22 protein-coding genes and 1 pseudogene are annotated in these 24,732 nt (G+C 47.5%); 7 read left to right on the top strand and 16 right to left on the bottom strand.

What is annotated here, in order from left to right; all coding sequences use genetic code 11:
* Window positions 1-168 precede the first annotated feature (168 nt).
* Window positions 169-468 (bottom strand): hypothetical protein, encoded by a 300-nt coding sequence (locus ACPXXB_RS04555; protein ID WP_423909877.1) that lies wholly within the window; start codon window positions 466-468, stop codon window positions 169-171.
* Between the two features lie 162 nt (window positions 469-630).
* Window positions 631-2,799, bottom strand: coding sequence for a RelA/SpoT family protein (locus tag ACPXXB_RS04550; RefSeq protein ID WP_423909874.1), 2,169 nt, complete (start codon window positions 2,797-2,799; stop codon window positions 631-633).
* Window positions 2,800-2,879: 80 nt separating this feature from the next.
* Between ACPXXB_RS04550 and ACPXXB_RS04545 the strand changes: the two genes are divergently transcribed.
* From ACPXXB_RS04545 to ACPXXB_RS04520, 6 genes and pseudogenes are all read left to right on the top strand, one after another.
* Window positions 2,880-3,155 (top strand): hypothetical protein, encoded by a 276-nt coding sequence (locus ACPXXB_RS04545; protein WP_423909871.1) that lies wholly within the window; start codon window positions 2,880-2,882, stop codon window positions 3,153-3,155.
* Window positions 3,156-3,171: 16 nt separating this feature from the next.
* Window positions 3,172-3,827, top strand: a pseudogene (locus ACPXXB_RS04540) (IS1595 family transposase).
* Window positions 3,828-4,181: 354 nt separating this feature from the next.
* A complete protein-coding gene (locus ACPXXB_RS04535; protein WP_423909869.1) occupies window positions 4,182-5,123 on the top strand; it encodes an NAD-dependent epimerase/dehydratase family protein in 942 nt (313 codons plus the stop codon).
* A complete protein-coding gene (locus ACPXXB_RS04530; protein ID WP_423909866.1) occupies window positions 5,080-7,413 on the top strand; it encodes a glycosyltransferase in 2,334 nt (777 codons plus the stop codon). The genes ACPXXB_RS04535 and ACPXXB_RS04530 overlap by 44 nt, the downstream gene beginning before the upstream one ends.
* 86 nt (window positions 7,414-7,499) lie before the next feature.
* Window positions 7,500-9,104: a methyltransferase gene (locus ACPXXB_RS04525; RefSeq protein WP_423909864.1), complete on the top strand. Its 1,605-nt coding sequence runs from the start codon at window positions 7,500-7,502 to the stop codon at window positions 9,102-9,104.
* Window positions 9,101-9,826, top strand: a complete 726-nt coding sequence (locus ACPXXB_RS04520) for a histidine phosphatase family protein (RefSeq protein ID WP_423909861.1) — start codon at window positions 9,101-9,103, stop codon at window positions 9,824-9,826. The genes ACPXXB_RS04525 and ACPXXB_RS04520 overlap by 4 nt, the downstream gene beginning before the upstream one ends.
* 218 nt (window positions 9,827-10,044) lie before the next feature.
* On the opposite strand, the gene ACPXXB_RS04515 is transcribed toward ACPXXB_RS04520, so the two are convergent.
* The 7 genes from ACPXXB_RS04515 to rpsP form a co-directional block, all read right to left on the bottom strand.
* Window positions 10,045-10,359, bottom strand: a complete 315-nt coding sequence (locus ACPXXB_RS04515) for a fused DSP-PTPase phosphatase/NAD kinase-like protein (RefSeq protein ID WP_423910959.1) — start codon at window positions 10,357-10,359, stop codon at window positions 10,045-10,047.
* A gap of 21 nt (window positions 10,360-10,380) precedes the next feature.
* Window positions 10,381-11,277, bottom strand: a complete 897-nt coding sequence (xerD, locus tag ACPXXB_RS04510) for a site-specific tyrosine recombinase XerD (protein ID WP_423909858.1) — start codon at window positions 11,275-11,277, stop codon at window positions 10,381-10,383.
* A 48-nt stretch (window positions 11,278-11,325) separates the two neighbouring features.
* Window positions 11,326-13,185, bottom strand: a complete 1,860-nt coding sequence (locus tag ACPXXB_RS04505; RefSeq protein ID WP_423909855.1) for a tetratricopeptide repeat protein — start codon at window positions 13,183-13,185, stop codon at window positions 11,326-11,328.
* Window positions 13,186-13,355: 170 nt separating this feature from the next.
* The gene (rplS, locus tag ACPXXB_RS04500; RefSeq protein WP_423910957.1) at window positions 13,356-13,706 is read right to left on the bottom strand and encodes a 50S ribosomal protein L19; all 351 of its coding nucleotides are present in this window, start codon (window positions 13,704-13,706) and stop codon (window positions 13,356-13,358) included.
* Between the two features lie 56 nt (window positions 13,707-13,762).
* Window positions 13,763-14,467 carry a tRNA (guanosine(37)-N1)-methyltransferase TrmD gene (gene trmD, locus ACPXXB_RS04495; RefSeq protein WP_423909852.1) on the bottom strand — a complete coding sequence of 235 codons (705 nt, stop codon included), beginning with the start codon at window positions 14,465-14,467 and terminating at the stop codon, window positions 13,763-13,765.
* A gap of 79 nt (window positions 14,468-14,546) precedes the next feature.
* Window positions 14,547-15,119 (bottom strand): ribosome maturation factor RimM, encoded by a 573-nt coding sequence (gene rimM, locus ACPXXB_RS04490; protein ID WP_423909850.1) that lies wholly within the window; start codon window positions 15,117-15,119, stop codon window positions 14,547-14,549.
* A gap of 130 nt (window positions 15,120-15,249) precedes the next feature.
* Window positions 15,250-15,507 carry a 30S ribosomal protein S16 gene (rpsP, locus tag ACPXXB_RS04485; RefSeq protein ID WP_423909847.1) on the bottom strand — a complete coding sequence of 86 codons (258 nt, stop codon included), beginning with the start codon at window positions 15,505-15,507 and terminating at the stop codon, window positions 15,250-15,252.
* A 223-nt stretch (window positions 15,508-15,730) separates the two neighbouring features.
* Here rpsP and xseA point away from each other — a divergent pair, with 223 nt between their 5' ends.
* Window positions 15,731-17,062, top strand: a complete 1,332-nt coding sequence (gene xseA, locus ACPXXB_RS04480; RefSeq protein WP_423909845.1) for an exodeoxyribonuclease VII large subunit — start codon at window positions 15,731-15,733, stop codon at window positions 17,060-17,062.
* A 94-nt stretch (window positions 17,063-17,156) separates the two neighbouring features.
* Here xseA and der read toward each other — a convergent pair whose 3' ends face one another.
* The 7 genes from der to ndk all read right to left on the bottom strand — a co-directional run bounded on the left by der (window position 17,157) and on the right by ndk (window position 24,660).
* Window positions 17,157-18,569 carry a ribosome biogenesis GTPase Der gene (der, locus tag ACPXXB_RS04475; RefSeq protein ID WP_423909842.1) on the bottom strand — a complete coding sequence of 471 codons (1,413 nt, stop codon included), beginning with the start codon at window positions 18,567-18,569 and terminating at the stop codon, window positions 17,157-17,159.
* 82 nt (window positions 18,570-18,651) lie between these two features.
* Complete coding sequence (gene bamB / locus ACPXXB_RS04470) at window positions 18,652-19,812, bottom strand: outer membrane protein assembly factor BamB (RefSeq protein WP_423909840.1); 1,161 nt, start codon at window positions 19,810-19,812, stop codon at window positions 18,652-18,654.
* Window positions 19,809-20,477, bottom strand: coding sequence for a YfgM family protein (locus ACPXXB_RS04465; RefSeq protein WP_423909837.1), 669 nt, complete (start codon window positions 20,475-20,477; stop codon window positions 19,809-19,811). The genes bamB and ACPXXB_RS04465 overlap by 4 nt, the downstream gene beginning before the upstream one ends.
* Before the next feature lie 30 nt (window positions 20,478-20,507).
* Window positions 20,508-21,797 (bottom strand): histidine--tRNA ligase, encoded by a 1,290-nt coding sequence (hisS, locus tag ACPXXB_RS04460; protein WP_423909834.1) that lies wholly within the window; start codon window positions 21,795-21,797, stop codon window positions 20,508-20,510.
* A gap of 30 nt (window positions 21,798-21,827) precedes the next feature.
* The gene (locus ACPXXB_RS04455; RefSeq protein ID WP_423909831.1) at window positions 21,828-22,895 is read right to left on the bottom strand and encodes a helix-turn-helix domain-containing protein; all 1,068 of its coding nucleotides are present in this window, start codon (window positions 22,893-22,895) and stop codon (window positions 21,828-21,830) included.
* A gap of 143 nt (window positions 22,896-23,038) precedes the next feature.
* A complete protein-coding gene (gene rlmN, locus ACPXXB_RS04450) occupies window positions 23,039-24,190 on the bottom strand; it encodes a 23S rRNA (adenine(2503)-C(2))-methyltransferase RlmN (RefSeq protein ID WP_423910954.1) in 1,152 nt (383 codons plus the stop codon).
* Window positions 24,191-24,228: 38 nt separating this feature from the next.
* Entirely contained in the window at window positions 24,229-24,660 is a 432-nt protein-coding gene (ndk, locus tag ACPXXB_RS04445) for a nucleoside-diphosphate kinase (RefSeq protein ID WP_423909829.1), read from the bottom strand.
* Window positions 24,661-24,732 lie beyond the last annotated feature (72 nt).

The raw sequence follows: 24,732 nt of genomic DNA, 5'->3' as shown, positions 1-24,732 counted from the left end.
TTTTATTATAGCGCTATCAGTTCCTCCTAGTTAGCCGCCAATTAACCTAGCCGGTTATACTGCGCTAGTTCTTCATCGGTAATATCCGTTGACAAAACCAGTTCATAATGATGTTCGGCAACCTTTTTTATCTCGCCGCTTCGCATAATAAATTCAAAAATAGAAATTTTAACGGTTTTGCAATGAGTAGCATGTAACACCCGTAAAAATATCCAATAAACGACTATACCTGAGCTTCGTCAGCAGTGCCCGCTCATCATCAAGAGCATATTTACCCACTATGCTTGGCGTTGCATCTGGTATTTTGGTTTCCAACATCATTTTATCGGGCAAGATTCTCGCTTCTGTTACTTGTTCAAAGGCATACTGCGCTCGCCTTGCGTTTTTGATTATCCATACTTTATTTTCTGATGTTTTCTCAGCATGTGCAAGAGGCGACCCGGCACTCCCTGACCCGGTATCCGGCATAATGGATTTACATGACATCATCTTGATTGGGAATGCCGAATGTTTCTGATTTTATGCAATACTTAAAATACGCTATCGCACGGATACAAGTAGTTTCATGCAGAAGTTTTCACATTCCCGAACGCAACCATAAGTAAACTGAAATCTACTACCTCATTCGATCTAGTCTCTTCTTACTTCAAACACATTTTGTATTGAAGATAATCGACTAATCAGTTGTTCGGGTCGCAGTGCTGCAGAAATTTCAAGACGAAACTGTAATCGAGTCACATGTTCTTGATCGGTCTCCATATTAACTTTTAGCACATCTACATTGGCCGCTTTTAGCATCTCTATAATTTCATGCAACAGTCCGCTACGGTGGTAGGCGGTTACCCATAGCCCCAAGTTATAAGATGACCGGGATTGTTGCCCCCAATCCACATCAACCAGTCGGTTGGTTAAATTTTCATCTATGTGAAGTATGTTATTGCAATTTATTCTATGAATAGAAACCCCTCGTCCTGAAGAAATAAATCCAATGATTTCATCGCCTGGAACGGGTTGACAACACTTGGCGATACGAGTCAGCAAGTTGCCTACGCCTTGCACACTAAGGCTATCCTTGTTTTGTTTTTTTGTGGATTGTCTCGATTTAGTTACTACAGATTCCAATTCATCGTCTAAGGTCGGCCGGAAAATCGTTTTGAACGGATACAGCGCTTTGGATAACTTGAAATCCTTGGCGCCGATTGCCGCCAATAAATCATCGATTTTATGAAAATGCGTATGCTGATTTATTTTTTCGTAACTTAGATCCTCCAGGCCCAGACGGTGCAATTCCCGCTCCAGCATGCCCCTCCCCTCGGACACATTTTGATTGTAATCCGCATGCTTAAACCATTGTAAAATTCTGCTGCGCGCTCTATTTGTCTGAACATTGCGCCGACCGTCACCGTGATCGTTACGTAGCCAATCCCTGCTTGGACCACCCGTTTTAACAGTATGGATATGCACCTGTTCTCCGGTTTGCAACGGGTAGTTTAGCGGCACCATCTTGCCATTAACCTTGGCCCCACGGGCTTGATGACCGACTTCGGAATGAATCGCGTAGGCGAAATCTATCGGTGTCGAGCCAGCCGGCAAATCCATAATGGTTCCCTTCGGGGTGAACACATAAACTCGCTCCTTGTGGCGCGAATCCTTTTGTCCGGCATCATCCGCGCCGTCGCTGGCTTGCTTCTTCTCTGTCGCCGCTGATCCCATGACTTCATTTTTCCAGTCCAGCAGTTGCCGCAACCACACCACTTTGGCATCGATGCCACTGTCTTGCCCGAGTTTTTCTTTATAGCGCCAATGCGCGGCCACGCCCAACTCGCTTTCTTCGTGCATTGAATAAGTGCGTATCTGGACTTCCACTTTTTTATTTTCCGGGCCGACGATGACGCTATGAATTGATTGATAGCCATTGATCTTAGGCATGGCGATGTAATCGCTGAATTCATTCGGAACATGCTTCCAAGCTGAATGAATCTCGCTCAACGCCGAATAACACTGTTCCACATTGTGGACAAGAATTCGCACACCTCTGAGATCCCATAATTGCTCGAACTCCAAATCCTTGCGCTGCATTTTTTTCCAAATGCTATGGATATGCTTAGGGCGGCCCTGCACCTCGGCATTGATTGCCGCAGATTGAAGACGAGTTTGTATTTCCGACACCAGGCGCGCAATATACTGCTCCCGCGCCGGTCGTTTTTCTTGCAACGCGCTGGCCAGCGCGTGATAACTATCAGGGTGTAAATAACGAAACGCTAAATCTTCCAATTCCCATTTAAACTGCCATATTCCCAATCGATTGGCCAGTGGCGCATAAACATCCTGGGTCAGTCGCGCCTGACATTTTTGAAATTCAACGGTTTTTGATTTTGATGCCCTGAGTAAGATTAATTGATTGGCCAGGCAAATTTGCACCACTCGGACATCATCCACCATCGCAATTAACATTTTGCGGAGATTTTCCTCATCCGTTTCAGCGCGGCTGCGACCAGGGATGCCCACGCTTAACAGGTCGGATAGTTGCCGCATTCGATTTATGCTACGGTATAATTTAATCACATCCGCGCCAAAATTCGTTTCGATACGCTCGCACTCCAAGTCGGAAAGCGGCATGAAACCTTGAAGCAACCCGGCCATCAACCCCACCGCATCCATATCCAAATCCTGCAAAAATCCAACCATCTGCAAACCCGATTCGATACCCTCGCCACCCTCTCTTGGGCAAGCCGATTCCAGCCAGGACATTGCTTGCTCAATTGTCCAGTTGTCTTGGATGTTTTGTAATGAAGACACTATAATTAATAGGGTAATAAAAGGGCAGCGTCCCCTTTACTCTTTCGTTGTCAGCTCAATTTCCAGGCGCAAAATAGCTTATGCTATTAATGAATGTAAGTCATGTACTGGTTCAAACATCTATGAGACCGCAGGAGGATAAAAAAATCAGGCAGTCTGAGGTGAAATCCATTCACTTAAATCATCGGCAACCAGCCGATGCGGATCATAAGCGAAGCATATCAAATTCTATGACCGCCAAGGATGGCGGAAATGCAGGTTTTGCAGGAGCAAAAACCTGTCCGCAGTTGGGCGGTGAATATAACGCCCTGTTCAGTATCATTTTAGAAGGGTCTGGTGAACTTCAGCCAATATAATGTAGGCTAAAGCGCTATGGCGAAAGGGGGAAACAAGTATTATCGCCGCTCGCATATTTCAGAAAACAAATTCAGACAACTGCTGAAATGTTTTGCCCTAGACTTGAATGCTTATGAAACCCATCAACTGACTCATGTTTCCCAGCAAAATTGCGTCGCCGTATCGTGGCATGTTTCATGGCAAGTCATGCGCATGCAGGCATTTTCGAATTAGATGAAAGTTATTTCGGAGCCCGTCGAATTCGGGGTAAGCGCGCGGTCGTGGAGCAGTCGGCAAACACCGGTCTTTGGGCTTCTCCAAAGAGCAGGGAAAGTTTACGTCGAAATTGTGAATAACTGTTCACGTGAGAGCCTGTTGCCTATCATACAAGGAAACATCCTTGAACGGAGTACGATCCACAGCGACGGATGGAAAGCGTATGAGGGACTCATTTTGAACGGATACGATCACTACCGGGTGTTCCACTCCAAAATGAATTTGCGCTCGGGAAATGTCACGTCAATGGCATCGAAAGTTTCTGGTCATTTGCAAAAAGACGGCTAGCCCAATTCAATGGCATTGCCGAGAAAGCTTTCTATCTGCATCCATAAGAATGTGAATACAGATTTAATCATCGAAGCAAAAATCTGTATGCCATACTACTCATGGAATTAAGAAATAATCCTATATGAAGTTCACCAGACCCTTTTAGAATTGGAATAGAGTTTCCCGCCTCCGAATGTCGCGGCTAATGCCGCCGCGAACAAACCACTGGTCAACTGCCAGACTTGTTGCGATACCTATCAATCTCATGGTAGTATGGGATCGGGAACGTTTGGGTATTATCAACAACTCACCTTGGCTACCCAGTTTCGTCTCATAATATGATAAACTCAGACACAATCATAGCTTCAGCCTGCAATCTCCTGTAACCTTCCTCATACAAAATTAACCAGAATGCCAAAAGTGGTGGATTTATACAATACCAGTATTGAAGCGATGCTCGATAGCATCAATGCGAAGGCGACTAGCCCGGCTGTCTAGTAATGTCGAGCACGATTTTTTTGACGGGTGCGAGTGGATTGATCGGGCAAGCGGTGCGTGATATGTTGCAAACGCGCGGATTTTCCGTCATCGGTTGCGATTTGCGTGCCGCCCATGAGGCCGAGAAATATGATTTTCGCGATGCCCGCAACGTGCAAAAAAATATAAACCAGTGCGACGGCGTGATTCACTTGGGCGCATTGTCGCGCGTTATTTGGGGGGAGCAATATCCGGCATTGTGTCGCAGCATCAACATTGATGGCGCCCGCGCAGTTCTGTCGGCGACGGTCGGCTCAGCGCGAAAACCATGGTTGATTTTTGCCAGTTCGCGCGAGGTATATGGCACACCGCCAGCGCTGCCCTGTTCTCCAGATACGCTGCCGAACCCCGAAAACACCTATGCCAAAAGCAAGTTGGCGGGAGAAACCATGGCTTTGGATTTACGACGTCACGGCAATCGCGTAGCGGTGGTGCGGTTTTCTAATGTTTTCGGCACAACCACCGATTATCATGACCGCGTCGTGCCAGCGTTTGCTAAAGCCGCGGCCAACAACGGCATCTTGAAAATCAGGGGCGCCGACAATGTTTTTGATTTCACGACGCTGGACGATGTCGTTGCCGCCGTGTCAAAAACGATGGACGCGCTCATTGCCGGCATCGGCGATTTGCCGCCGATTGATATTGTCAGCGGTCGCGCCACATCGTTGCGGGATTTAGCGGAAATGGCGCTGGCAAAAGGCGGCGGCAGGATAATCATCGTTCCGCCACAAGGATTTTATCCGAAAAATTTCCAGGGAGATCCGCGCCCCGCTGAAAAACTTCTGGGCTGGCGTCCGCAACAGGTTTTGGAAGAAGTAGTTGGTCGATTGGTTGATGATTTTCATCGTATCGGAGAGAAAAATGCGCATACTAAAAGTCATACATGGGTATCCGCCCTGCTATAACGCCGGGTCGGAGGTGTATTCACAAACACTGTGCAACGAGTTGTGCAAAAAGCACGAAGTGCATGTGTTCACCCGGGAAGAAAATCCTTTTACGGCGGATGGCGGCCTGAAGCAAAAGGCCGATTCGCTGAACCGCGACATTCGCTTGCACATCGTTAACGCCGCGCGCGTCAACATCAATTACTGCAATCCGGTCATTGATCAAGCTTTCGCCGATACTCTGGCAAAGGTCAATCCCGACATTGTCCACATTGGCCATTTGAATCACCTGTCGCTGGGCATTGTGCCGATGGCGGCAAAGCAAAACATTCCCGTTGTTTTTACTTTGCACGATTTTTGGTTGATGTGCTTGCGCGGGCAATTCATTCAATACTCGGCCGCGGGAAAAGAGGAAGTTTGGCCCTTGTGCGACGGACAGGAAGACAGCAAATGCGCCGACCGTTGCCTGAAAAGATTTTATTCCGGCGCAAAACTTGAAGCGCAAAAAGACGCCGACTATTGGACGCAGTGGGTGACGCAACGGATGGCGGAAGTTCATCGGGTGACCGAATTGATCGATATTTTTATTGCCCCTTCCCGTCATCTGACCAGGCGTTTTCATGACCAATTTGGCTTGCCCAGGGGAAAAACCGTGTTGTTGGATTATGGTTTTGAGCGACAACGCCTGCAAGGTCGGCACCGCCCGCCGGGAGAGCCGTTTACTTTTGGTTACATTGGCACGCACATTGCGGGCAAGGGAATCCACCATTTAATGGAGGCTTTCGGTCTTCTGATGAAAACACACAGTGATTGCCGTTTGCGTATTTGGGGGCGCGAAACGGTCAATACCACCCACTTGAAAACGATGCCCGCCGCCGCGGTTCGACAAAACATCGAATGGGTTGGCGAATACCAGAACCCGGACATCGTGCAAAGCGTGTTCAACCGCGTGGATGCCATTGTTGTGCCCAGCATTTGGGAGGAAAATTCACCGCTGGTCATCCACGAGGCGCAACAAGCGCGCGTGCCGGTCATCGCTTCTGATATGGGCGGCATGGCGGAATATGTTAGGCACGAAGAAAACGGCCTGTTGTTCGCCCGGCGCAACCCGGATGCGTTGGCGGCGCAAATGCGCCGCTTTATCGACAACCCGAAGTGGGCTGAAAAACTTGGCGAGCGCGGCTATTTGTTTGATAAAAACGGCAATGCGCCGGATATTAAATCGCATGTGCTGAAAATCGAAGAAATTTATCAGCGCGCGATTACCGCCCGCGACAACGCCGCCGTTCCCATCTTACCGGCACCGTGGCGAATAACATTCGACACCAACCCCGACCACTGCAACTATCGTTGCACGATGTGCGAGGAACACAGCCCGCATTCCGCCTTGCAACGCATGCGCCGTGCCAATGGAATATCCAAACGGGTCATGCCGTTTGAACTGATGGAGCGAAACGTGCGCGCCCTTGCCGACAAGGGATTGCGCGAGATCATTCCGTCCACCATGGGAGAGCCTTTGCTATACAAGGATTTTGAGAAAATTATCGCCCTGTGTGAGGAAACGGGCGTGCTGCTTAACCTGACAACCAACGGTTCGTTTCCACGATTGGGCGCGTGCGAATGGGCCAAACGGCTGGCGCCGATCACCTCCGATGTCAAAATCTCATGGAACGGCGCGCACAAAGAAACGCAAGAGGCGATTATGCAAAACGCCGATTGGGAAACCATGGTTGCCAACGTAAAAGATTTTATCGCGGTGCGCGATGCTTGCGCGCAAGCGGGAGGCAATCGTTGTCGCGTCACTTTTCAGATGACTTTTATGGAAACCAACAGCGGCGAATTGCCGGATATCGTTCGTCTTGCCGCATCGCTGGGCGTTGACCGGGTAAAGGGGCATCATTTGTGGGCGCATTTTGCCGAAATTAAAAATCAGGACATGCGCCGCAACACAAAAGCCATTGCCCGCTGGAACAACATTGTCGCCGAAACCCGTCGAGTTGCGCGCGCCTGTCCACTGCCCAACGGGCAACACGTTTTGTTGGAAAACATAGCAGAAATCATTGCCGCCGAAAATGGCCTGGCGCCGGACGGTCAATGCCCTTTTTTGGGCAAAGAGGCGTGGGTCAGCGCCCAGGGAGTTTTTAACCCTTGTTGTGCGCCGGATGCCGAACGGCAAACGCTGGGAGATTTTGGATCCCTGCACGACACCGATTTGTTGGATATATGGCACAGCGACAAATATCAGTTACTTACACAAACCTATCGCTCGCGAGCAGTTTGCCAAAAGTGCAATATGCGAAAAAACCGATAAATTGCCGCGACTGGCAAAACACGCGAGTGTCTCCTTGCGGGACGCATCATGTACGCGATGGCGAACCATTATACGCGCAACGTTTTTTGCGCGTACAGTCTTTTCATGCACCCGGGCTTGCGCCAATCTGCTTCGACAACAAAGCATGGCATATCAGTATCGACGGGGAAACGGCTTATGGTCGCACCTTTCGAAACGCTTTCGGCTTCTACGAAAATCTGGCGGCGGTCAATGATGAGCGCGGCTGGTTTCACATCCACCCCGACGGGGTGTCCGCCTATGCCGAGCGACATTCATGGTGCGGCAACTTTCAAGGCGGACGGTGCGTGGTTTGCACGGGCGGGCGGTATTACCACATTGACCCCGAAGGCCACTCGCCGTATTCCCAAACATACGCTTATGCGGGCGACTTTCGCGAAGGCTGCGCGGTGGTTACAAACGCCGATGGCTTGTGCGGGCACATTTTGGCGAATGGGACGCCGGCCCATCCACACCGCTATCGCAATCTTGATGTCTATCACAAGGGCTATGCGCGCGCGCAAGATGAAAACGGTTGGACGCATATTGATCGAAGCGGCATGCCGGCTTATGAAAATCGTTATTCGTCGGTGGAGCCTTTTTACAACGGCAGAGCGCTGACGCAAACATTCAACCACAAAACCTTGCTAATTAATGAGCTTGGCGATGCCGTTGTTGTTATCAAAGATCCCGCGCCTTCGGCAACGGAAAACAATACTAGCGAACGATACCGGCAGTTCCATGAGTTGTCATCGGACATGGTCGGTTATTGGAAAACCTTCGCTATTGCCGCGTCGGTAAAACTGAATGTGCCGGAAAAACTGCCCCTGGCGGACACGGCGATGACGGATTGCTTCGGGGAATCCGCCGCCAACATGAAACTGTTGCTTGCGGCATTGGCGCAAATGAATATCACCGCAAACACCGATGGCGTTTGGAATCTTACATCGAAAGGCTCGTTGCTGCTGGCGAATGGCGACTTTTCGCTTGCGGATGCGGCGGTTTCCTGGGGGACATTCGCCACCAGCGGCGCGGATGCGTGGGTGGATGCGATTAGCGGCAAAAACAAGGCCGATTTCTTCGCGGAAATTTCGCGGGATATTTCAAAGGTGGAACGAAGCCAAAAAACGCTCGCCGCCTACGCCAAAAACGATTACGAATTTTTGGCGGATATGTTGCCTTTGGATAATGTGCGGCATCTGCTCGATGCCGGCGGCGGGAGCGGTACAGTCGCCCGGATGATCGTCCGAAAATGGCAAAACCTGAACATCACGATCCTTGACCGAGCGGATGTTCTGTCCTTGTTTGACGACCGAGACAATCCCGGTGGACGGATAACAAAATTGGGCGGGGATATTTTTCTGGATTGGCAAACCGGGGCCGATGCGGTGCTATTGGCCAGGGTGCTACACGATTGGAACGACCAAAAAGCCGCCCTCATCTTGGCAAAGGCCAATCTGGCATTGCCGCTCGGGGGGAAGTTGTTCGTCGTTGAAGCCGACGGGGAAGCGACCGGAGCAATGGTTTCCTTGCATTTGCTGACAGTCGGCGGCGGACGGCAAAGAACCCGGCAGGAATATCAAGCATTGATGGCGGAAAACGGTTTTTCATTTGTTGAACACCGTTACCTGAACCGGTCCGCATCTTTATTGATCGGAGAAAAAATCAAATGACCGGCGCAAAATCCTTGAGCGCTTTGCAACACGCCGCTCGCGCGTTAGCGTTGATTCCGTCCACAGCACGGGTTGCCGTTTTGATGCGCCATGCCGAAAGAGACATTATTCCAAAAGGGCAGCACGGCAACGAGGCGCCTTTGACTCCGCAAGGAGAAAAGGACTCCGCCACCATGGGCGATTTGTTGAAAGAACGAAACATTGAACTGTTTCACAGTCCAGCTCGCCGTTGTGTGCAAACGGCCAACAGCATCGGCGGCGCCAACCATCCACCGCTTGCGTCGAAAAAATCCATGTCTTTGCGTTGCGATGCTTATGTTGAAGATTTTGAAAGCGCGCTGCCGACATTAAGCCGCCTTATTTCCGAACACGGATTCTACGATCTGTTTGTGAAGCAGTTGTCGAAAGAAGCGCGCAATCCGCCGTATCCACATTTCCGCCCGCCGTTGTCAGCGGCCGCGGAGTTGATGGCAGGATTGCTTCCGCACGACAAAGGACAGGCGGGCATTGGCGTTACCCACGATTGGCTGGTCAATGTAGCGGCGTCCCACGCAACCGGCCTTATCATTGAGCGCAAACATGACGCCCATTTTTTGGGCGCGTTGTTTATATGGAAAGACAGCGGCGGCGTTTGCTACTACCACAAGGGAAGAGCCGGGAAGTGCCCGAAGGATTTTCAACAAATCTTTGTTCGTGCATTGAAAAACGATCACGACCAATAGTTTGCGGCGTAACTTTGCGCTAACTTAAAACGTCCTTGCGGCCATACGCTCACTAACCATCGCGCAAAAATAAAACAAATCCAAACCCGCAAGCAAACCCTTCATTTGTGCAAACATTCGACAACAAAACCCCGGTCATTAATAAACTCGGGAACGCCGTTGTTATTAAAATCCCGCGCCTTCGGTGCCGGAAAACAATGTCCGAATAAAAACGGGCATCACCCTTTTTCAGGCTTTCTTTGCGAATGATAAAGGGCGGCGTCCGCTTTACTGTAATTCAAAACAAATTTTCGGAAAGCGTTATAGCGTGGTCTTTGGAAGTTACGGCCAAAAGTCGGCAGCGTCTTGAAAATAGTTTCATTGTCCTCGTTGTGATAACGTTTTCTGTAAACCGCAATCATCATGCCGGTCCGCAACACGCCCTGCATACAATGCACGGGTATCGGATAGCGATCGCTATTGTCGCAAACATCAACAAATTGCTGAATCTGATATTGCGGGCGGGGTGTTGATGTTAGCGGACATGGGTTGATTTTGAGATTGGCTGATCATTGCTATCCTCGCGGGTGGTGGTGTTCATGCAGCTCTTTCAACCGCGCCTGGGCGATATAAGTGTATATCTGTGTGGTCGATAAATTGGAATGACCCAACAGCATTTGCACACTCCTCAAGTCAGCGCCATTGTTCAATAAATGCGTGGCAAACGCATGCCGTAAAGTATGCGGAGATAGCGGGCTTGAAATTCCGGCGATAAGGGCATAGCGTTTTAAGTTCTGCCAAAAACCTTGGCGGCTCATGGCAGCGCCGCGGCGAGTAATAAACAAGGCGATACTTTGCGCCGAACCGAGAATCTCCAGCCGCGCCTCTTTTAAGTATCGGGTAATCCATTCAACGGCATCATCGCCGAGGGGCACTAACCTTTCCTTGTCGCCCTTGCCGATGACACGGCAAACGCCCGCGGTTAAATCGATCTGGTTGACCGACAATCCAACCAATTCGGTGACGCGCATTCCGGCAGCGTATAGCGTTTCAATCATCGCCCGATCACGAATGCCCAGCGCGGTGGTTATATCCGGTGCTTGAATCAGTTTTTCGACATCATCTTCCGATAGGGATTTCGGCAACGATTTTCCAATCGAAGGAGAAACCACGTTGGCGCACGGGTTATGGTCGATTTTATTTTCCTGCAATAAATAATTATAGAACCGTTTTATCGAGGACAAAGATCGAGCAGCGCTTCGATTGGATGACCTCAATGCGCGCTCAGACACAAATAGGGCGACGGCTTCAGGACTGAGGGCAGTCGGACTCAAGCCTTTCGAATCAGCCCATACAAAAAACTGGGTTAGATCATTGCGGTAAGCCGACAAAGTATTATTACTTAGCCCAGATTCCATCCATACCACATCCAGGAAAAGGTCAATCAACGTATTCTCTGTTTCCTCGGTCATCGATCGATCAGGTTGGTCTGTACGCATTCATTGGTTATTGGCCGTGGGTTATTGAACTGACTCAATTGAATTCAAACTTGATTCATGCAGCCATAGTTGTTGAAGTTTTTGTTTCAGTTGTGTTTTTCGACTAGCGGTAGAGGCTCGCGCCAACAGGTCTTTGAAAAGCGCCCGTGAATCTGAAATCAAATTAGCGGAAAGAAGAGATTCCGCTGCTCGATATCTTGCTGACTCACCCCACTGGTCAAATCCATTTTTCTTTTGTAACGCCGAGAATAAAAAATAATTCGCAGCTTTAATATATTGACGTGTTGCCTGGTAAGACTCCGCAATCCAATAGGCAATTTCACGCCGATGTCTAGCTGAAGACGAACGAGTATTCACTGCATGCAGCAGTTTCAAAGCCAACTCATGCTGATTAGCGGTTTGCAAGTCAAAAATCGGCTGAAGCACCCGGTCAGTTTGCTCAGGTTCAAGTTTCTCAGACTCCTCAATCCACAGCATTAAATCATTCGCGCCTTTGTCATAGTCTCCTGCGATAATTGAAATTCGCGCAGTGTGCAACAACCAATCGGCGCGGTCCATTCCTTGAGGAAGTTCAGTCAGCGCCTGGTTAACTTCCGCTGCCAACCGGATATTCCCCATCGCCAGTGCAGCATTTGATAATTCGAGACCAACGTCTCCGCTCAGTGCCAGCTTCCCAAAAGGTTTGTGTGCCCCGTAAAGTTGAGGAATAATATCAATGCGATCAGATTGAATCAAAGAAGTTACGAACAGGTTGTTAAGTTGCTGCCGAACAAATTGATCTTTTGGGCTTTGTAATAAATAGCCGTATAGGGTTTTTTTCCTTGCAGCCTCTTTGGCAGGCAGTTGAATAACGTAGTCAAGCAATCCCAAATTGTCGCCATTCAGCAATTTCGCCTGGATGACTTCGGCCAGTGCAGTTTCTTTGTACGCGGCCAGCAAATCAGCTATGTTGTATTGTGGATACACATTGTCAGATTCAGAAATTTCATCTCCAATCTCAATTAAGTATTGTTCGAGTTCGTCAACAGCGGGAGGGAACAGATCACTGGAATGTTTGGCATAAATAATCACCGCTAAAACTTGGTGCGCTTTGACTGCGCTTCGGTCGGATAAAAATTGGAGTTCGGCAAATAGTTGTTTCGCCTCACTAACCGCCCGAGCCTGGTCTATGGATTGATTTTTCAAGCGCGAGAATATACGCAATAATCGGGCTGCAGGGATCGTTATTGTCGAAAGCAAGTTGGCCGCGGAATTAGGGTAATTGTGCTTGAGATAAATCTTCGCGCTGAGCAATAACCAATCTTCTTCCGCGGAATCAAAATCGGACTGGTAATTTTTCATCGCCACACCGGCCTCAGTCAACAAGTCGTCCGCCAGATAGCTTTCAATGAGTAATTTTCGGAATCTTCGCCTTTCAAGTTCTAATAAATTACCTGATGACAAGTGCTTGCGTAGCAAGACACGGGCTTTTTTTCCATCGTTCAGCTCGACCAACGCATAAATTGCCTGGGTATCCGCCTCCTTGTGTATTTTTTTCGGAAATGCGGGCGGGATTTGCCTGGTACGTTGATAAAGACCTTGCCAGTTTCCTCTGACCTGATAAAGCTTCCACAATTGCCGTTCCCAGTTTAACCATGCTTTATTCGGCAAACCTGGCGGCCCTTCAGTTTCGAGAATCAATTGCGCCAAATCCAGAACATTGGCTTTTACCAATGTACGCACGCTGAGCAATTCAGGGGAAAACGATGGGTCATCATTGTCATACAGCTGCGGGGACGACGATTGGCTATAGGAAGGCAAACCGACCAGTAACAGTATAATTGCCACAATAAACTGGCTAACCGGGAGTACTACACCAGACTGGGAATTATGCTTATTCATTACCAAACACATCACGAAAAATATTGCGACACGCTCAATAATTTAATTCGGGTATCGCTAAAATAATCGAGGGAGCAAACGCGCCCTGACCATACTGTTTTTAGTCCCGTTTTTATGTATAACTAGTAAACAAGCAATTGACGCAATCTACCCATATCACAATCTGAATACTATTTTCGCACTTTCTCCTTAATGCGTGCCGCTTTTCCGGATCGATGCCGTAGATAATACAATTTTGCGCGTCTCACATCACCTTTTCTTAGCACCTGAATTTCGCCAATAAGTGGACTGTGAGTCTGAAAAACGCGCTCCACCCCTTCTCCATTGGCTACTTTTCGAACAGTAAATGAAGAGCTTAAGCCCCTGTTCTTCTTAGCGATTACAACACCTTCATAAGCCTGCAGACGCTCTCGCGCACCCTCTTTAACCCGAACCTGGACTCGCACCTGATCACCAGGACCAAATTCAGGAATATCATCTTTAAGCTGTTCTGCTTCGAGTTGGTCAATTATATTCGTCATCTTGCTATTAGTCATCTTGTCGCTCCAATTGAAATTCTTTCAATAATTTAATCTGTTCAGTATCGAAACTCACCCGCTTCCAAATTTACCCGTTCCAGCAAATCTGGTCTATGTTCACCGGTTTTAGCAATCGATTGATTCAACCTCCATTGCCTGATTTTTTCGTGATCACCATTTAATAATACCTGGGGTACATTCAACCCCTCAAAACACTCAGGCCGGGTGTAATGCGGGCAATCCAGCAGTCCATTCGAAAACGAGTCCTGCCTGGCTGATAAATCATTCCCCAATACGCTTGGTAATAATCTCGCAATCGCGTCGATTACCGTCATCGCCGGAATTTCCCCCCCCGCCAATACATAGTCACCAATCGAAACTTCTCGATCCACACGACTTTCAATGACTCTTTCATCGATACCTTCGTATCGTCCGGCGAGCAACGTTAAACCGGCATAATCGGCTAATTCTTCAACCAATTGCTGATTGAGCAAGTCACCCTGGGGTGACAAATACACCACAGGACCTGAGTTGGAAACCCTGGCATCGTCAATACAACGCGCCAAAGGCTCAGGCTTCATCAACATACCGGGGCCGCCGCCATATGGCCGATCATCGACCGTTCTATGTTGATCCTCGGTATAGTCCCGAGGGTTCCACAAAACCAGTTTCAATAAACCTTTTTCGATGGCCTGTCGGGTAATCCCAAATTCGAGAACCGCATCGAACATAGTTGGAAATATCGATATAACATTTATTTCCATTGGTTTATTTCCATTATTTTTTTGTTTAGAATGCCAAAAAATATTCAAAATTTCTTCAGGTATTACCTCAGGTTCACATTCAGTAATCTTCTTTCCAGTCCACTGTCATGACCCCGCTTTCGAGGTCAACCCGAGTCACCACATTTGGCGTCCACGGCAATAATCTTTGTTCGCCATTATTTTCTTCTCTGGCATCCTGAGACGACCCGGAATGAACCACCAGGACATCGTTCGCACCTGTTTCAAGCAGGTGATCGACCTTGCCCAATATCACGCCTTCAAGATTGACCACACTCAATCCTATCAAATCCAACCAATAGTAATCACCCTCTGGAAGCGGTTCAAGCCGGGACCTATCTATCCCGATATTATTGCCAATCAGCACTGCCGAAGCTTCGCGGCTGTCATAGCCCGCCAGTTTAACCACGAGTCCGTTGGCATTTTCTTTAAATGCCGATACTTCGGCCCCTACCCGGAGCCGTTTATCGTTTAAACAACCCGACTCGCCTAAACAAACCAAAGTCCAATTATCATACTGAAAAATTTGGCTGGCTGGACGAGTATAAGAAACGATCTTAAGCCAGCCTTTTACACCAAAATGCCCGCAAATTTTACCCAGTGTTACGGGATTTTCCCTTATGAGGTTTGCCATCAGGTTTGTGACCGGATCGGAATTCACTTTTGCAGTCTCACTGCTTTGCAAATCCCCTGATTAACCGCCCAATACTAATGCCATACTGGCAGGTCAATGTTATCGGTCCCCAGTATATCGGGGCAGGCGATCAGCTGACAGTAGCCGCGGATTTAGCCTGCTTATAAAGCTGTTTAACACGATCGCTGGGTTCAGCGCCCAATCCAACCCAATGCTCACAACGCTCGGTGTCCAGACGAAGTTTTTCTTCATTGCCACGAGCCACAGGATTAAAAAATCCTATTCTTTCAATATACCTGCCCCGTGTCGAACGACGTTGATCTGCTACTAAAATCGAATAAAATGGCCGCTTCTTGGAGCCGCCCCGCGATAAACGAATGGTTACCATATTTTGCCTGTTCCCCGCTGGAATTATTGCCTGTATCAAAAGCGTGGAATTCTACCACAAATGTGAATTTATAAAACAGCGCCTAAATGAATCAGGTAGATTAAAAATGGACTCTGACTGGAGAACTATCCGGATTAACGCTACAATTGAAATCATATAGAATTATGGGCACCCTTATAAATTCGTTGCCCGGTTATCCCAAGTGGAACTACACATTATTCCGATGATATCCAAAACGAGTAGATTTGTTTATACCGTAAAACAGCTTAACCGCGAACTTCGTGATTTACTGGAAACAGGTTATCGCTCAATTTGGGTTGAAGGAGAGATTTCTGGACTCGCCGCCCCCGCATCAGGACACCTGTATTTTTCTTTAAAAGACAAAAATTCCATCCTTCGCTGCGCATTTTTTCGCAATCGGCAAAATCAAAATAACGCCTCTCCAATGGAGGGGATGAAAGTATTGTTGAACGGTCAAATTTCTTACTACGAACCGCGCGGCGACCTGCAATTCATTGTCAGTTACATGGAACAAGCTGGAGAAGGCGCACTGCGCCGTGCATTTGAAATTCTTAAACAAAAACTCGCTGCAGAGGGATTATTCGAGCAACAACATAAATCAGAAATACCAACTCATCCAGGCTCTATCGGCATCGTTACCTCGGATAGTGGCGCGGCATTACACGACATTCTGGTAACCCTTAAACGTAGATTTCCATTGGCCAATGTGGTTCTCTACCCCACTTTCGTTCAAGGGGCTAAAGCACCGAAAAGCATAGTAGCCGCAATCGACTTAGCGGAAAAACGTAACGAGGTTGATACCATCATCCTTGCCCGCGGCGGAGGGTCAATGGAAGATCTCCGGGCATTTAATGACGAAGGGGTTGCCAGAAAGGTATTCGAGTGCTCCATCCCAATCGTCTGCGGCGTCGGACATGAAGTGGATTTTACAATTTGTGATTTTGTCGCGGATCAGCGCGCACCTACTCCGACCGCTGCAGCGGAATTCGTTACCCCGGATATCCGTCAGATAAAACAGGAATTTCTTTTACGACACAACCGCCTATACGAGAACACACTTAAATATATTCGGGGTTTTCAACAATCAGTAGATTATTTCACTTCCAGATTGGTCCGCCCAAAACAGAAACTGGCCAATTATCTGACTGAACACAGATATTTATATAAACAACTTACCTTTTATATTCATAGATACATAGAATTAATCAATAGTTCACATAAAAAATATTTAAGTTTAATCGCAGCGCATTCCCCCGCTTCCAGGATTCAATATTTGGAACAGCAACTTCGCGCAAATCGGCATGCGTTGAGTCATTCTGTTGGTATTCAAATCAGCAACAAGCAACATGCGTTGTACCAAAATCATGGAAAAATTAAACTAATGAGCCCGCAACACACGTTGCATCGTGGTTATGCCATTGTGCAAAACCGTAAAAATAAAGTCATTACTGACCCCCAGCACACCAAACTTGGGGAATCGCTCCGAATCAAGGTATCCAAAGGTCGGATCAGCGTTTTAGTTGATGAAATTTAAGCTGCGAAGATACCGAAATGCGGTAGTTTTGCCGTGCCTATGGTTGCTAAAACGTAAAAATCGATATGTGTAATTGATCCTTTGATTGATTTTTTTACAATTTTCGCCTTCGTCCCGAGCGTTTTTTAAACACGATATGCGCTGGATTGCCTGATTTAAGACTGCCTGATTTAAAACTGCGCGACCTAAATGGATTTTCACTGACTCGGGGTATGATTCGCACCGGCGTGCCCACTAAGTGATAGGCTTTGGCGAAAAATTTGGACAAATACTTCTGATAAGAAACCGGTATGGTATTCACCAGATTGCCATGTATAACGATTACTGGTGGGTTTTTTCCTGCCTGGTGGGTGAATTTCAACCGTACCGATCGCTGGTTGTGCATGGGCGGCGGGGTTTGGATTAAGGCGTTTTCAAGGGTTCGATTCAAACTGGATGTTGCTATGCTAATCATGGCGGAATCATAGGCTCGTCGCGCAGCCGGCATAATTTCAATTATGTTCGAACCATGCAGGGCTGATATATAAATCATTTCTGGATATGGGAGAAAGGAAAGTTTGTTTTTTATCTCTTGTTTAATCTTGTTTCGCTGCCGAATACTCAGCCCATCCCATTTGTTTACAACGATGACGATGGAGCGACCAAAATCGCTGACCATCCCGGCTATGGCGGCGTCCTGAGTGCCGATTTCAGTTGAAGCGTCCACAACCAGCAACACAACGTGGCAAGTTTCAATGGCCTGCAACGTTTTTATGACCGAGAACTTTTCAATGACCTCATCGACTTTTGATTTTTTTCTTACGCCGGCGGTATCAATCAATACGTACTTGTTGTGGTCAACAACGAGGGGGATGTGCACACTGTCCCTGGTTGTCCCCGGAATATCGCTGACAATTACCCGATGTTCACCCACAAGTTTATTGATCAGCGTGGATTTCCCTACGTTAGGTCTTCCCACAATCGCAATCTTCGGCGTGTGCTTAGCATATTCATCTTCTATCTCGGCATGGTTCTTCATGACCTTCATTACTTGCGTAATCAGGCGCTCTACGCCATCGCCTCGTTTTGCCGATATGGCGATGGGATTCCCTAATGCCAGTTCCTGAAATTCTGAAGTTGCCAAACTTGATGCAACGCCTTCAGTCTTGTTCACCAGTAGACAAATCTCCGTGCCGCTTTGCCGCAACTGCATCGCAATTTCCTTGTCCTGATGGACCATTCCCTCACTGGCATCAACCAGAAACAAAACAATTTCCGCCTCTTCGATGACCTGGTCCACTTGCTGTTTTACCAGAGATGTAAAATCCCCTTCATCCCCCTCACCCTCTATGCCACCCGTATCAACCACTAGATAAGGTTTATTTCCGATTCGACCTGGTCCGTATAATCGGTCTCGGGTTACCCCAGGTTGGTCGTCAACCAACGCATCCCGGGAGCGAGTCAACTTGTTAAATAAAGTTGACTTACCGACGTTAGGGCGACCCACCAATGCGAGTACAGGGAGCATAATTAATCAGGAAATTCAAAATTGCGCGGGTTAGATGGAACGCAAACTTTTAGCGGCTGGTCAACGTAACCAGCCAAAAATTCTACAATGTTAATGTAGAAATATTGCCTTTAGACGAGAATACTGCCACTTGCGAATCTCCGGTGATAATGCCAACAACAGCGCCAGACACCACTTTCTTGCTTTCTACCAGATTCCCGGTTTCGATATCCAGAGTGTGAATTCTGCCGCTTGAATCACCCACAATTACGCGATTATTTAATACCACTGGCTGGCTGATTCCGTGACCACGAAATGCCTGCTGTTCCCAAACCATGCTGCCGTCATTAATATTCAATGCGATCACATCGCCGAGTTCTCCAGTGACAAAAAGATATTTTTGTGAAATCGACATCGGCAATCGAGTGGAAATTTTTGTACGCCAATTGACCGCAGCATTTTGTAACTGCAAAGCGACCACGCTGCCTTGATACGTTGCGGTATATACTGTCGTGCCTTGAACAATTGGGGCCGTATCTGAATCGGTCAGTCTTTCCAACTCGTCCTGACCCCGAATAAACGAAATTTCGGTTTCCCAATAATCCCTGCCATTGATCACACTATTGGCAATCAACTTGCCGCTCGATAGGCCTGCCAAAACCGCGTCTCCAGTGATCACCGGCATAGAATCGCCATGCACGCTCAATCCAGGAGTGGCTTTTTTAATCCGCCAGACAATGTCTCCGGTATGCATATCAATGCCTATAATCAAGCCATCCGCTGTGCGAATAAGAACGCGCTGTTTGCCGATAACCGGAACGGCTGAAATTTGACGTTTGATCGAAGTATTCCAGGCGACCGAACCATCATTTGTATTTAACGCAGTAACATCACCATTATCATGGGTAACAGCCGCAAAATTGTCATTTGCCCCAATCGCAGAAAAAATCGGCGTTTCCAGATCTTGCGTCCATTGTACGGCACCGGTTTCCGAATCAAAACTAAACACTTTGCCGGTGCGGTTGGCAACGTATATGTTGCCGTTGTAATAAATCGGCTTCAGCAGGGCGAAACCGATGGCGGCGCCGCCGCCAATATTTTTTTTCCACAAGGTTTGTAATTCGTGTACGCCGCTGTCCTTAGGCAATGCATTGGGTTTGATGGGCTCCTGATAGACCCCCCAAAGGGATTCCTTTTCTTGCTTACTCTTACAACCCGACACCAGCGCCAGGGCGACAATCGCCAGGATCAGATATTTATTCATTGGCTTTCTCCGACATTATCCAGCTTTAACTGAATGAACCCGGCGTGGGAAGAACCGACAGGCAACGTTTCCAAGCTTTTTTGGTATTCAATCCTGGCTCGTTCACTATCTCCGCCCTGGTTATCTCCGCCTTGGCCTCGTTGCGCATAAGCGTCCCCGGTTAACTCATGGTACCGCGATTCGAAACCGCCTTTATCCGTTATCGCCAATATTTCCAGTCCTTTATCAGGGGTTTCCTGAGCCAGCACCACCGAAGCCAACCTTAATCTCGCAATATGCCGGAATCCTGAATCTTGTGAATTATCCATCACCCAATTAAGCTCATGCGCCGCAGATTCGAGGTCATTTTTTTCGACAAATTGTTTTGCCATCGAAAATGCTGCCAAGTCCGCATATGCTGTGGATGAGTATTTTTCCTTCAACTCATCGGCCACTGGACCCATGTCAATGTCATTGTCAGTCTGACCGAACCTCAATTGATCGAATAAAACTGATGCATTTTCCCCCTCGGTTTGTTGGTAACTTTTCCAGTAATTGAATCCAACTATGCCTCCCAGCCCAATAATAACCCCCGCTACGATGGACTTTCCATTTTCATTCCAAAACGCTCTGGCTCTGACGACATTGTCGTCTTCAGCAAATTGAGGTAATTTATCTTCTGCCATTACGATCTCTTATTAAATAAATTTTGAATTTTATAGTATGTTGGCGTTGCACCATGCCACTAAATCATCTATGGGAATTTCGTGCTGGTCGATATTGTCACGCAAATGCTTCACCTGAACAACGTTTGCCTGGCGCTCGGCCAAGCACTCGGCCAAGCACTCGGACTGGCCCATAATTAAAGCGATGACAGCCGCGGATTGATCGGCGCGTTTTAACTGAGACTTCAGCTTACCCCCACCGCAATGACTAATCACCCGATGACCGTTATCTCGCAGTTGTTCCGCAATAATCCCGGAACTGGCGTTCGCCGATTCTGTAACATCTATCAAGTATATTACGTTTCGTTGGCGATTTTCATTATTACCCTGATTAGCAACCAGCTCAATTAGCCTTTCCATTCCCATGGCGAAACCAATCGCAGGTGTGGGTTTGCCGCCGCGATGTTCAACCAGAGAATCATATCTGCCGCCAGCGCAAACCGCACTCTGTGCGCCCAGCTGCTCGGTGTTCCATTCAAAAACCGTACCGGTGTAGTAGTCAAGCCCGCGTACTAATTTCGAATTTATAGTATAACCGATGGCAGAATCTTCCAACGATTCACATAACCCGTCAAAATGACTTCTTTCCGATGGCTCCAGATACTCAAGAATATGGGGGGCATTCACTAAAATTTCCTGGGTTTCAGGTATTTTACTGTCCAGGATACGCAAAGGATTATTCTCCAGTCTGCGAACGCTGTCATCGTCTAATTGTCCGAGATGATCTTTTAAAAAGTTTTGAAGAGCAATGCGATAGGCTTGCCGTGACTTAGTCGAACCCAGTGTATTGATCTGCAGCGTTATGCCTTCAACATTTAAATTTTTCCAGATGCGCTCGCCAACGCGAATAACTTCAGTATCAATATCTGGCCCAGCCCACCCAAAAGCCTCGATGCCAAATTGATGGAATTGCCGATAGCGCCCTTTTTGAGGGCGTTCGCGACGGAACATAGGCCCCATATACCAAATGCGTTGTTGCTGATTGTGCACTATTCCATGCTGGATGCATGCGCGTACCGTACTGGCGGTAGCCTCGGGCCGCAATGACAGACTTTCTTTCCCGCCATCCGTAAAGGTGTACATTTCTTTTTCGACGATGTCCGTTTGGTCGCCAATGGATTGCTTGAATAATGCGGTTTTTTCCAACATGGGTGTACGAATTTCCTGATACCCGTATTGCCATCCGATCTCCCGTAACACAGATTCCACGTGCTGCCAGATATCAATTTCATCAGGCAGCAAATCGTTCATACCGCGAACGGCCTGAATTCTATCGGTCATAGAAACGCGCTCTGAATAAACATGCGCTGCTTACTCGCCTCGACCCACCTGAAAGCGCGCAAAAATACCGTCGTCGGATTCCAACTCAATAGATTCACCCAAATATTCAACCAATACCCCATCGACAGCGCCCACAAACACATAAAATGGAGGCTGCCCATACAACTGTATGGCTTCACCAATATTCGCAGTACGGTAAATCAGCTTTTCGCCGGTAACATCCCGCACATCTAACCATGTGTGTTTTTCTGCCTTCAAGAATATCCAGCTCGGGGAATCCGCCGCCGGGGTTTCAGCTGCCTGCGGATATTCACCTGGGGGTTCACTTGAATTTTCAATGGATTGAATCGAAGCTTGAATTGACTCAATCTGGGTTTCCTCAACTTCTTGTTCCTGCGCTGCAAAAACGTCATCAGGTTCAATTTCGTTTTCAACTATTACGCTGTCTTCATTGTTCAACTGTCCTTCTGAATTTTTTGACACTGCTGATTGGTCAGTATAAAATTGATCAGCAAAATTAGGTTCAGGTAATGCGATGATGGAATATTGATCCGATTCCAGGGCAGTTACAGGTGTTGCCTCATGGTTTACAGACTGCCTTTGATTATCTCCATTATCAGCATTTATTCTGGGCAATTGGCGATTCGATTGATTTTCAATCCATTGATTTATGGGGTTGTCATCCGGATTTTGCCAATACCATATTCCTGTCAGGGATATCACCGACAACAAACAAAAAAGCAATGCAGTTTTTTTTCTGTATTTTTCATGTTGGCTATGGTCGCGTTGGTGGTGAGCGTCCAATGCAATGGTGGAATCAGACCCCTCAAGATTATTTTTGTGAAATTCGATTGATTTTGAAGCATCAATTTTGAGTAAACTCGCGTAGCTCCGCCAGTATCCAATAATGTAAGTAGCACTTGGCAACTTGTCATATTCATCATTTTCCAACGCCTCAACCTGACTGGTCGATAACAGCAATGCTTCAGCCACCTCTTTTTTGGTCCATCCATTTTCTCTTCGTTTGCGTTCAAACAGTTTTCCGGGCGTGACAACGGAAGGCGTGCCTGAAGATAAATCTGCGGCTGACTTTGACATCGTGATTCTTTATTTAAGAAGACTCCAATTTACTATTTAACATGTAGGCATGATAAGCCGTATCCGATTGCGGGCAATCGAAATTGCCATGTCAAATTCACGGCTCGCAAATTTACAGATTGCAAATTCACAACTCGCATGGTTCACGAAAACACCCCGGTTTGCTGTTGCATCCGCCTTGACCGACTGGTCCGATCCACAAAATCACCCACCAACTGCCCGCAAGCTGCATCAATATCGTCGCCTCGGGTTGTTCGCGTCACCGTGAAAATATTTTTAGCCAATAAAGCATCACGAAAACGATCGATGGTTTCTGCTTCCGATCTCTCGAACCGGGTTTGGGGGAACGGATTAAATGGAATCAAGTTAACTTTGGCTGGCACCTGGCTGAGAATTTTCGCTAACATCCTGGCTTGTTCCGGGCTATCGTTTATATCCTTTAGCATAACGTATTCAAGCGTTACCCGTCGCCGATTGTTCTCACCAACGTATCGCCTGCAACAATCAAGCAGCGGGCCAATCGGATATTTTTTGTTTAGGGGCACGAGTTTGTCGCGCAAGGCATTGTCGGGAGCGTGCAAAGAAACTGCAAGGCTGACAGGACATTGTTGCCGTAGTTGATCCATGGCAGGAATCATTCCGGCCGTACTCAACGTCACTTTTCTCCTTGACAACCCAAACGAATAATCATCCATCATTAATCGCATTGCAGAAACAACATTGTCAAAATTGAGCAACGGTTCTCCCATTCCCATCATCACAACATTAGTAACCGGTCGGCGTTGATTCTCAACATTGCTGACAAAACACTTTTCCTGTTTATTCTTAATCGACTCCGACCCAATCGACTCCAGCACGCTGTTCGCAATCCATACTTGAGAAATAATTTCATCCACGTCCAGATTTCTATTAAAGCCCTGTCGCGCAGTAGAACAAAAAGTGCAATTCAAGCCGCACCCGACCTGAGAAGAAACACAAAGTGTGCCGCGCTCATATTCCGGGATATACACGGTCTCAATGCAGTTGCCGTCTTTGAGCTTGAGCAGCCATTTAAATGTGCCATCGGTTGAGCGTTGCTGACTAACGATTTCGGGTAAATCCAGATTAGTATTTTGTTGGAGCGTTTGGCGCAAGGTCTTACTCATATCAGTCATCTCCGGAAAACGGGTCACCTTCCTTTGATAAACCCATTGCAACAACTGCTTCGCGCGGAAACTCTTCTCCCCCATATCCAGGAAATAGTTTTCCATGGCGGATCTGTCCAATGACAGCAGATTGATGGACGCGCTTTGCATTTCAGACATTCAGGCTAGACCTCCAAACTGGCGGCAAGCTAACGAGTTCGAGGACAAATTTCCGCTTCATCGAAGAAAAAAGCAATCTCGACCGCTGCGGTTTCCGGCGCATCGGAGCCATGCACGGCATTCTGTTCAACTGAACAAGCAAAATCCCAGCGTATTGTACCCGGTGCCGAGTCTGCTGGATTTGTTGCCCCTATCACTTCACGATTTTTAGCGATAGCATTTTCACCTTCCAAAACCTGCACCACCACTGGTCCGGATGTCATAAAATTGATCAAGTCATTATAAAAGGGACGCTCACTATGAACGGCATAGAACTGTTGCGCTTGCTCACGGCTGAGATGCAACATTCGTGATGCCACAATATTTAAGCCCGCATCCTCAAAACGCTGATAAATGCTGCCGATATTATTATCGGCGACGGCATCTGGTTTTACGATGGAAAAAGTACGTTCAACAGCCACTTAAAGTTCCAAAATGAAAAATGTTAAATAAAAAATACGTCAGGTAAAAATCGAGAGCCGATTGTACATCCC

Source organism: Candidatus Spongiihabitans sp., from assembly GCF_965237845.1.
In the GTDB taxonomy this organism is placed as follows: domain Bacteria; phylum Pseudomonadota; class Gammaproteobacteria; order Arenicellales; family Poriferihabitantaceae; genus Spongiihabitans.
The sequence above is the reverse complement of the archived record's forward strand: the minus strand, read 5'-3'. Positions and strand labels throughout refer to the sequence as shown.